Origin of the sequence: Tahibacter sp. (assembly GCF_035481375.1) — a bacterium.
GTDB lineage: Bacteria > Pseudomonadota > Gammaproteobacteria > Xanthomonadales > Rhodanobacteraceae > Tahibacter.
In genome coordinates this window covers 1-7226 of record NZ_DATIGT010000189.1, presented here as the reverse complement: position 1 = coordinate 7226, position 7226 = coordinate 1, and the positions used below count along the sequence as shown (strand labels likewise).

Genomic DNA, 7226 nt, shown 5'->3' with positions numbered 1-7226 from the left:
TCGACCTGCCGGCGACGCGCGTGCGCGAAGTCGCCTGGACGCGTCCAGACGGCAAGTCGGCGCGCATCGCAAAGACGCAGGCTGGCGACACGAACTACGTACTCGCCGATCTGCCGAAAGGGCGCGAGCTGTCGTCGGAATTTGCCGCGAACACGCAGGCGACGACGCTCGCCGGCCTGAACTTCGACGATGTCGTCGCTGCCGCCGACGCTGCGCCGCCGGCCGACGGCAAGACGTATCGCGCGACGTTCGCGAGCTTCGACGGTCTCGTCGTGGAACTGACGGGCTGGAAAAAGGACGAGAAGTTCTACGCGCGGTTCACCGCACGCAGGGACGACGCGGCGTTCGAAGCCGCTGCCGCGGCCGCCGAGGCCAAGGCCGCCGAGGCAGCGAAGTCGGCCGGCGCCGAGGGCGGCGCGCCTGCCGCGGCGTTCGATCCGGCGAAGGACAAGGCCGAGCGCGCCGCGAAGCTCGACGCCGAGGTCGCGACGCTCGCCGCGCGCTTCGACGGCTGGACCTTCGTGCTGCCGGCGTACAAAGCGGCGAATTTCGACAAGACGGCCGAGGATTTCCTCAAGCCGCCCGCGCAGAAGAAGCCCGCCGGCAAGTAGTGCGCATCCGTCGCAAAATTCAAACAGCGTTCGCGCTGTCCGTACAAATCGGCAGGTATCGTTGAAGCAAGCCGCGAGCCGGGTCTCGCGGCTTTTATTTGTGCACAAAACTGCAACGCTGCCGTATTGTGCGTTGCATCACGCGTGGCTAAGATGCCCGCCGTCCGACGCAGTCGCCCGGACGCATCGTTCGAATCCCGCAAAACGCCGCGAATACGGCCGGATTTTCCCGGTCGCGGGCGCTCGTGCGCGGCGGTTCCCGATGCCGCATTCGACCGCTCCATGAAGGAGCACCGGCCGGCTGGCCGGACGCGATTCGCCTCGCGTCCCGCCCGGATCGCTGGCCGGCAACGGTTCTACGGAGGAACCATGAGGAAGCAGATTTTCATCGCCGCCGCCGTTCTTTTCGCCGGCAATGCCGCCGCCAGCGAATTCCTGCCGCTCAACGTCGGCGATGTCGCGAACTACGTCGGCAATGCCGGTGCGACGCGCGACATCGCCGTCGACGACAGTGCCGGCAGCTGGCGCCACGTCACCGCGTTTCCGCTGATGGGCACGAGCTGGCTCAGCTCCGAGCCGACCGACTCGCGCGTCTATGCCTACAACGAAGACACCGGCGCGACGGTCGTGCTCGCCGATTTCGCGCGCAATGTCGGCTCGCGCTTCAGCCTCGCGCTCGGCGGCTGCAACAACAGCGCGACGATCGGCGCGAAGAACCTGAGCCTGAGCGTGCCGGCCGGCACGTTCCAGCGCGTCACGCGCCTGGACTTCGGCCGCACCTGCGCCGATGCGGGCCTGATCAGCGCGTGGTTCGCGCCGAACGTCGGTCTCGTGAAGTGGAGCGAGAGCAACATCGCCGGCACGAAGGATTACGCCCTGCAGAACGCGCGCATCGGCGCGACGACGATCGGCCAGGCGCCGGTCGCCGAAGGCGTCCGCGTCAGCGCGCTGCTGCCGGGCCCGCGCGTCCTCAACAACGTCACGCCGCGCGTCAGCGCCAGCCTCAAGATCGAGAACACCGGCACGCAGGCGCAGACGTTTACCTGCCCGAGTACGCAGCAGTTCGAGATCACGCTGCGCGACGCCGCGGGCGAAGTCGTCAACACCTGGTCGGCGCCGCGCCGCTTCGCGCAGATCGTCACGACGTTCTCGATCGCGCCGGGCGCGAGCAAGGAAGTCGGCGGCGAGATCGATCTGATCAGCCTCGCGACGAACGCACCGCTCGACGTGGGCAGCTACACCATCGCGATCGAGCTGCGCTGCCAGATCGAACAGCAGGCCACCGCGTTCCTGCCGGTGCCGCCGTACTCGGCGCAGGGACCGATCTTCGTCGACCGGCGCATCACGCACTTCTGATCACCGGCGGCGCGGCTCCGGTCGCGCCGCACACCGCATGGGAGTTGAGCGGGGCGCCACGGACGGCGCAGCTATTCGCAGTACGTTGTTTCTCCCCCTGAGGTCCGCACGCCGGCTGCAACCGGCGTGCGGATTTTTTGCGTTCCGGAGTCTCGTAGGTTAGCGGTGCGCCCGATGGGCGAACCCCAACATCGCGGCGCCTCCGCATCGAAGAACTCGTGCCGGAGGAATGGACCCGCCGCGCCGTTTTCGAAAGGCACCGCTGGCCAATTCCTTCGCCAGACGATCGCCGGAAGCGAACACCTCGATGTTGGGGTTCGCCCGTTGGGCTCACCGCCAACCTACGGTTTCTTCGCAAGGCTCCAGGCCAGCGTCAGCCATCCGGCGATCATCGCGGCGCCGCCGAGCGGCGTGACGGCGCCGAGGAGGCGTGGGGCGCCGAGGGCGAGCGCGAACAGCGTCGATGAAAACACGGCCGCGCCGCCGAGAAACAGCAATGCCGCGATCGCGGCGCCGCGCGTGCCGGTCGCCTGCGCGAGACGCGCGGCGAACAGCGCGGCGAGCACGTGCCAGAACAGGTAGTCGACGGCCGTGCGCCAGAGCGCGAGCGCGGATGCATCGAGCGAGTCGCGCAGGGCGTGCGCGCCGAAGGCGCCGAGGCCGACGGCGAGCGCGCCGCCGATGGCGGCGGCAACGAGCAGCGTGCGCGCGGCGATCACGGCGGTGCGGCCAGATCCGCCGCGAACACGGCCGTGACGTCGCCGGGCCGCATTTCGATGTCGCATTCGTAGCGCAGGCCGAGCTTGTCGAGCAGACGGATCGAGCGTTCGTTGCCCGGCGTCACGATCGCCAGCAGGCGGCGCAGGCCGATCTCGCGCGCATGCGCGAGTGTCGCGCGCGTCGCCTCTTCGGCGTAGCCGCGGCCCCAGTGCGCAGGCAGGAACGCATAGCCGATGTCGACGTCGGGCAGCGTGTCGCGACGGATCAGGCCGCACATGCCGATCGCCTCGCCGCTGTCCTTGAGATCGACGCGGTAGAGGCCGTGCCCGCAGCGTTCGTACATCGCGAGCGGGCCGTTGACGAGATAGGCGCGCGCGTCGTCGAGCGTGCGCACGTTCTTGTCGCCGATGTACTGCAGCCACGACGGCTCGTTGACGAGCTGCAGCACGAAGGCCGCATCGGTTTCGTCGAAGCGGCACAGGCGAAGGCGTTCGGTTGCGGCGACGAGGGTCATGGCGGTACTCAGTAGCGCAGCGACAGGCAGCTCAGGCCGCCGTCCATCTTGCGGTACTCGCTCATGTCGAGCTCGATCAGCGCGTAGCCGAGTTCGCGCAGCCGCGCCGCGGTGCGCCGGTAGCCCGCGGCCAGCAGCACGTGATCGTTCACGCGCACGGCATTGGCCGCGTAGGCCTCGTCGGACTCGACGCGGACGCGCTCGTAGGACGCGAAGGCCGGGTCCTGCGCCAGCGCGTCGATCAGCAGCAGACGGCCGTCGCCGAGCCAGCTCATGCCGCTCTTCAGATGCAGGATGCCGTCGACGCCGCGGATGTCGACGAAGCTCGTGCCGTAGCCGGCGGCTTGCAGATGCTGCGCGAGCTGCTGCGCGCCGGCCGCGTTCGTGCGCGCCGAGATGCCGATGAAGACGTGTTCGCCGGCTTCGCAGATGTCGCCGCCGTCGACCGTGCCCGGGTCGACGATCGGCTGCAGCGCGAGGCCCTGCTGCGCCAGGCTTTCGCGGATCGCGTCGATTTCGCCGCGGCGGCTGTCCGCGCCGGGACGCGTGATCACGTTGCAGCGCGGCAGCAGGACCGCCGTGTCTTCAACGAACGTGGCGTCGGGATGGCGTGCGTCGGGGTCGAGCCGGATCAGCGCAAGGCCGCAGCGTTCGAGCGCAGTGCAGTACTGCGCGTGCTGAGCGAGTGCGAGCGGAAAATCCGGCGGCCCGAGATTTTCCCGCGTCAGGCCTGCGGCGAAGTTCGGGCTGGGCGGTCGGACGATGGCGAATCGGAACACGGCGAATGCTCGCGCGGGCGGGCTCAGCACGGTAGCCGCTTCCCGCCGGCAAGTGAAGTCCGGCCGGCAGGGCTCAGCGCGGCAGCGCGGATGCCTCGTACCGGGCGGCGAATTCGGCGCTCGGCGGGATCGGCGTGATCACGTCGATGAGCACGCCGTTCGGATCGGCCGTGATGAAGTGGCGCTGGCCGAAGGCCTCGTCGCGCAGCGAATGCAGGATAGGCAGGCCGGCGCCCTGCAGTCGCGCGTGTACCGCGTCGACATCGTCGACTTCGAAGTTCAGCAGCAGCCCTGCAGCACGGCCGCGCGACCCGGCCGGAATCGTCGCGTGGTTGCCGTCGAGCAGCGCGAGATTGACCTGCGCGTCGCCGGCCTGCTGCAGATGCGCGTACCAGCCGCTGTCAAACAGCGGAACGAAGCCGAAATGGCTGCGGTAGAACGCGGCCGTCGCGGCGACGTCGTCCACCATGAGCACGGGGTAGAAGCTGGCGATTTTCATGAGCGCGGTTCCTCGAGTCTGGTGGGGGCGGGTCTTGCGGGTGCGATTACTTACATACATGCTGTATGTGAATGTCAAGCTAACATACAGGCTGCATGTATGCAAACGAGGCGATCCAATCGCGAACGCACCGACGCGACGCGCGCGGCCCTGCTGGAATCCGCGCGGGGGCTGTTCGTGCAGCGCGGCTATGCGGAAACCTCCACGCCCGATCTCTGTGCCGCCGCCGGCATCACGCGCGGCGCGCTGTATCACCACTTCGTCGACAAGCGCGATCTGTTCCGCGCGGTCGTCGCGTCCGAGGCGCGGCTCGTGCGCGACCGCATCGCCGAGGCGACGCCCGGGAAGCTGTCGCCGCGGCAGGCGCTGCTCGCCGGCGGCGACGCATATCTCGATGCGATGAGCGAGAACGGCCGCACGCGGCTGTTGCTGATCGACGGACCGGCCGTGCTCGGGCTCGACGACATGCGGGCGATCGACGACGCGCATGCCGCCGCCGCGCTGTCGGAAGGGCTGGCCGCGGCCGGACTCGCGCGCAACGTGCCCGTAGCCCCGCTCGCCTCGCTGCTGTCCGCGGCGTTCGACCGTGCCGCGCTCGACCTCGCTGCCGGGCAGGATCCGAAGAGCGTGCGCAAGGCGATGCGCTGGCTGCTGCAGCGCGTGATCGACGACGACGGTGCCGGCGCGACGGCAGCGCGGCGTTCGCGTCGCTAGTCATGATCGGAACGGGTCGCGGTTTCAGCCACGACGGCCGGCAGGCGCCGTCATCACGACGCGTTACCGCAGGTCCGCTAAAGTCGAGGGTCGGGGGCGCACTGCATGAGGTCGCTTGCATGGTTCGCAGGATCCGCACTTTTTCGTTTTCCGTCGTTGCGATGGCAGCCGGTGCCGGCGCCCAGGCGCAACTGCCGCAGTACGCACCGCCGCAACTGCAGGCGCGCACGAATCTGCTCGTCAACGACAACGGCTACAACCTGCCGCCGGGCTCGTCGTTCAACAGCATCAGCGCCGACATCGACGACGCGGGACGCGTCGCGTTTCCGGTACAAGTGGTCCCCAACGGCAGCAGCAGCAGCCCCGGCGTCTGGTTCGGCGACGGCAACGGCAGCGGCGGTGTCGTGTTCTACGGCCCGCTCGATTCGCTGATCAGCGCGTCCCTGCGCCTCAACAACGGCGGCTTGGCCGTGTTCACGTTGATCGAGACGCCGAGCGCCGACGGCATCTATCGCTACGACCACGCCGTGCAGAACGCGACACGCGTGTCGACGACGCCGGTGATCGCGAACAGCTACAGCACGCCCGGCATCAATGCGGCCGGACAGATCGGATTCCAGGCGAATTATTCGAGCGGCCGCGCCTACGCGTCGGTGCTGCCCGGCAACGCGGCGCTGTTCCATGCCGCCGACACTGGCGTGGATCCCGGCAGCAGCTACACGTATCTCTACACGCCGGCCTTCGACGACGCGCGCGAGATCGTCGCGAAAGTCGCGACGTCGCCCGACCTGACGAGCAACACCGAGATCCGCCGCTTCGCGAGCGACGGCACGTCGACGCGCGTCGCCGCGAATCGCGGCACCGACCCGCTGTCGCCGATACGCCAGTTCGACAACTCGCTCGCGCTCAGCGACAACGGCCGCGTCGCGTTCATCGCGACGCGCGCCGACGACAGCCGCCGCGTCGTGTATCGCGTCGACGGCGCGACGCTGACCGAGATCGCCGTCGTCGACCCGGCCGGCACGATCCGCGAACTCGAGTTCTTTCCGCCGGCGATCAACGACGCGGGCCTCGTCGCGTTCCGCGCGCGCGATGCGAACGGGCAGGCGATCTACATCGGCGACGGCACCTCGCTCGCGCGTGCTGCCGGCAAGGGAGACGCCGTGGCGACCGACCTCGGCGCCGGGCGCATCGGGCAGCACAATACCGACTCGGTGTTCTCGGGCATGCCGATGCTCAACAACCGCGGCGACCTCGTGTTCGTCGCCGCGCTGCATCCGGACGGCGACAACCAGGTGGAGTGGGGCAGCGGCGTGTTCGTCGCGAAAGTGCCCGACGCGATTTTCGCCGACGGGTTCGAAGCAGTGCCTTGATGCGGACTGCAGACATCCCAAAGTAAAAAAAGCGCGGCCTTGCGGCCGCGCTTTTCGTCACGCCATCAGCCCGCCGGGCTCAGTTGCAGTTGGCCGGCGTCGTCGGATCGAACTCGTCCTCGAACAGCGTGTCCGCCGGCTTGCCGCCGACCGAGATGTCATCCAGGAAGAAGCCCTGGAACTCCAGGCCGGAGTCGGACGAGAAGATCCAGCGGATCTTGACCGTCTGGCCGACGAAGGACGACAGGTTGCGCGTGAACGGCTTGTACACGGCGGTGGCCGTGCCGTTGTTCGGATCGGCGTTGCTCGATGCCGTCGTCACGCCGTTGAATGCGCCCTGCGAGGCCGGGAAATTGCAGCCGTTGCCCTGCGTGTCACCGAACGAGCTCGGGTAGCCGCCGTCGGGCGGCAAGTCGGCCCAGGTCGCGCCGTTGTCGGTCGATACCTGCATGACCACGCCGTCCCAGCGATGCTCGATGTCGTAGCGCGCGTTGAAGCTCAGCATGCTCGCACCGGCCTGCACGGCGATGCGCGGCGTCGTGACGGCCGTGCACAGATCGGTCGTATACGTGCCGGTTTCCGCGCCCATGAAGTAGTTGCGGCCGCCGCCCGGCGACGTCGTCAGCGAGCTCAGATGCCACGGCGCTTCGGTCGTCAGGT

The 7226-nt window shown here is 68.6% G+C and carries 9 protein-coding genes; 4 read left to right on the top strand and 5 right to left on the bottom strand.

The window, feature by feature from the left end; genetic code table 11:
• Together VLF18_RS11880 and VLF18_RS11875 are read left to right on the top strand one after the other, a co-directional pair.
• Positions 1–611 (top strand): hypothetical protein (locus VLF18_RS11880; protein ID WP_325279836.1); only part of this gene is annotated, 611 nt, incomplete at its 5' end.
• A 369-nt stretch (positions 612–980) separates the two neighbouring features.
• Positions 981–1967 carry a BsuPI-related putative proteinase inhibitor gene (locus tag VLF18_RS11875; protein WP_325279835.1) on the top strand — a complete coding sequence of 329 codons (987 nt, stop codon included), beginning with the start codon at positions 981–983 and terminating at the stop codon, positions 1965–1967.
• A gap of 341 nt (positions 1968–2308) precedes the next feature.
• On the opposite strand, the gene VLF18_RS11870 is transcribed toward VLF18_RS11875, so the two are convergent.
• The 4 genes from VLF18_RS11870 to VLF18_RS11855 form a co-directional block, all read right to left on the bottom strand.
• Entirely contained in the window at positions 2309–2686 is a 378-nt protein-coding gene (locus VLF18_RS11870) for a DUF423 domain-containing protein (protein ID WP_325279834.1), read from the bottom strand.
• Positions 2683–3201 carry a GNAT family N-acetyltransferase gene (locus tag VLF18_RS11865; protein ID WP_325279833.1) on the bottom strand — a complete coding sequence of 173 codons (519 nt, stop codon included), beginning with the start codon at positions 3199–3201 and terminating at the stop codon, positions 2683–2685. The genes VLF18_RS11870 and VLF18_RS11865 overlap by 4 nt, the downstream gene beginning before the upstream one ends.
• Positions 3202–3209: 8 nt before the next feature.
• Complete coding sequence (locus VLF18_RS11860) at positions 3210–3980, bottom strand: dimethylargininase (protein ID WP_325279832.1); 771 nt, start codon at positions 3978–3980, stop codon at positions 3210–3212.
• A gap of 73 nt (positions 3981–4053) precedes the next feature.
• Complete coding sequence (locus VLF18_RS11855) at positions 4054–4479, bottom strand: VOC family protein (RefSeq protein ID WP_325279831.1); 426 nt, start codon at positions 4477–4479, stop codon at positions 4054–4056.
• Positions 4480–4578: 99 nt separating this feature from the next.
• Between VLF18_RS11855 and VLF18_RS11850 the strand changes: the two genes are divergently transcribed.
• Complete coding sequence (locus VLF18_RS11850; RefSeq protein WP_325279830.1) at positions 4579–5193, top strand: helix-turn-helix domain-containing protein; 615 nt, start codon at positions 4579–4581, stop codon at positions 5191–5193.
• 161 nt (positions 5194–5354) lie between these two features.
• The gene (locus tag VLF18_RS11845; RefSeq protein ID WP_325279829.1) at positions 5355–6566 is read left to right on the top strand and encodes a DUF7453 family protein; all 1212 of its coding nucleotides are present in this window, start codon (positions 5355–5357) and stop codon (positions 6564–6566) included.
• 79 nt (positions 6567–6645) lie between these two features.
• Here VLF18_RS11845 and VLF18_RS11840 read toward each other — a convergent pair.
• A partial coding sequence (locus VLF18_RS11840; protein WP_325279828.1) for a hypothetical protein occupies positions 6646–7226 on the bottom strand: 581 nt, incomplete at its 5' end.